This window comes from Streptomyces sp. NPDC059456, assembly GCF_042750055.1.
In the GTDB taxonomy this organism is placed as follows: domain Bacteria; phylum Actinomycetota; class Actinomycetes; order Streptomycetales; family Streptomycetaceae; genus Streptomyces.
Genome location: NZ_JBHYVA010000973.1, coordinates 1 through 2,271, shown reverse-complemented (window position 1 = coordinate 2,271; position 2,271 = coordinate 1). Strand labels below are relative to the sequence as shown.

Here is a 2,271-nt window from a genome sequence, read left to right as displayed (position 1 = left end):
GTGTACGCCGCCGGGCCCGAGCCCTGCTCCGCCGACCAGGCCGCGCCCTCGTACGCGATCACCGCGGTCGTCGTCCGGTCCGTCACCGGCAGTTCCGCGCGGACCGCGCCGCGCCCGTCCGCCCTGACGGCCACCCGGTCCGCGGTCTCGGCGGCGCCCGCCCGGCCGGCCACGGTCACGGCCGCGCCCGGGACGAAGCCGGTGCCGGTGACCTCGACCTTCGCACCCGGCTTCCCGTACGCCGCGGCGAGCGCGACCGACCGCCGGTCGATTTGGGTGGGGGTCCCCCCTGCGGTGGCCGGGGGAGGGCTCGCGGTGAGCCGCGCGGACACCGGGGCCCCGGTGACGGTGCAGGTGGTGTCCAGGTCCACGAGGTGGCCGGTGTGCAGGGTGTAGTCGCCCGGGGCCAGGGTGATCTCGCCGGGCGCGGTGACGGTGAACGTGCCGGTCATGGTGACGGCGGGCAGCTCCGCACCTTCCTGAACGGGGTCGTTCCGCTTCGCCCCCACCACGGTGACCTCGCCGCTCTGCGCACCCCCCAGCAGGATCCGCCCGGTCGGGGTCAGCGCATCGGCCGGGAGTTCGCCGCCGACGGGGTTCACCGCGGGGGTCCGGGCCACCTGGTACGTCACGGTGACCGTGTCACCGACCTCCGGCGCCGGGTCGTCGACGGCGATCCGGGCCGCGGTCGGGCCGTCGGCGGGCGGGAGTCCGGTCTCCTGCGGGGGCAGGCAGTGCGTCGGGAAGCCGACCTGCCCCGACCCCTGTGCCGGGGGCGTCTCGCCGTCGGCGGCGGCGGGTGCGCCCAGCGCACCGCCGCTCGTGGCCGCGAGCACCGCCAGGCCGACGGCCACCGGCCCCCATCTCCTGCTGCCCGCCCGTGTTCGCACGGCCCGCCCCCTGGGTTCCCTCGCGCCGACAGGGGGCCATTCACGAGCGGGCGGCGGGAGAAGTCAAGGCACGGATCCGGCAACAACTGATGGCCCATCAGGCATTGGCAGCCTCGGTCCCGGTCCAGGCTCCGGCCCCGGCCCCGGCCTCCCCCTGCCCGCTCATCGCGCGGAACGTGCGCCGGTACGCCGTGGGGCTCACCCCCAGCGCCGCCTGCACGTGCTTGCGAAGGGACTGGGCCGTCCCGAAACCCGTCTCCCGCGCCACCCGTTCCATCGGCAGGTCCGTCTTCTCCAGCAGCCGCCGGGCCCGTTCCACCCGCTGCCCGACGATCCACTCGCCCGGGCTGATCCCGGACTCCTCCCGGAACCGGCGTGTGAACGTCCGCACGGACATAGCCTCCTGCCGGGCCAGGTCGACCAGCCGGACCGGCTCGTGCAGCCGGTCCAGCACCCACGCGCGGGCCGCCGCCGTACTGGCCAGCTGCGGCTGCGGCACCGGGCGGTCGACGTACTGGGCCTGCCCGCCGTCCCGGTGCGGCGGTACGACGGTCCGCCGGGCCACGTCGTTGGCGACGGCGGCCCCGTGGTCGCGGCGCACGATGTGCAGGCACAGGTCGATGCCGGCGGCGACCCCGGCCGAGGTCAGCACGTCCCCGTCGTCGGTGTAGAGCACGCCGGCGTCCACCCGCACGGCCGGGAAGAGCCGCTGGAAGTGCTCGGCGTGGGCCCAGTGCGTGGTGGCGGGGCGGCCGTCCAGGAACCCGGCGGCGGCCAGCACGTACCCGCCCGTGCAGATCGAGACGAGCCGCGTCCCGGGCCGGATGTGCGTGAGTGCCGCGGCGAGTTCACCGGTCAGCCGGCCCTCCTCGTACACCGGCCCCAGCTCGTAGGAGGCGGGCACCACCACCGTGTCGGCGGTGGCCAGCAGCTCGGGGCCGTGCTCGACGTGGACCGCGAAATCGGCGTCCGTGCGCACCGGCCCTGCGGCCAGGGCGCAGGTGAGGATCTCGTACAGCGGCTGCCCGGCGGAGTCCTTGGCGCGGCCGAAGATCCGGTGCGGGATGCCGAGCTCGAAGGGCAGCAGTCCGGTGAGGGCGAGGACGACGACACGGTGCGGGGCCATGGCCCGATCGTATCGAAGGGTGTCGTTCAGGCCACTGTCGTCAGGGATCCTCGCGGCCGGATGCTGTCTGCGTGACGCAGACAGCTCCCCACCACACCCCGCACGCCCCCACCCCAACCGCCCCGACCGCCCCGACCCCTCCGGGGCGGGCCGGGGGGGGGGGGCCCCCCCCCGCGCCGGCGCGCCCCCCCCCCCGCCCCGCGAACACGCGCGCCCGCCCGGCGCCCCCCACCCCCCCCCCCCCCCCACCACCCC

Annotated in this window: 1 protein-coding gene and 1 pseudogene; both read right to left on the bottom strand. The window is 76.6% G+C overall.

Features of this window, described 5'->3' with window-relative positions:
* Positions 1-854 (bottom strand): annotated as a pseudogene (locus ACFXA3_RS41230) (beta-xylosidase); the annotation flags it as partial.
* Positions 855-987: 133 nt separating this feature from the next.
* Entirely contained in the window at positions 988-2,016 is a 1,029-nt protein-coding gene (locus ACFXA3_RS41225; protein ID WP_385196422.1) for a GlxA family transcriptional regulator, read from the bottom strand.
* Positions 2,017-2,271: the final 255 nt, after the last annotated feature.

Excerpts from the sequence above, each read along its gene's own strand:
- ACFXA3_RS41225 (WP_385196422.1), bottom strand. The coding sequence starts at position 2,016 with ATGGCCCCGCACCGTGTCGTCGTCCTCGCCCTCACCGGACTGCTGCCC.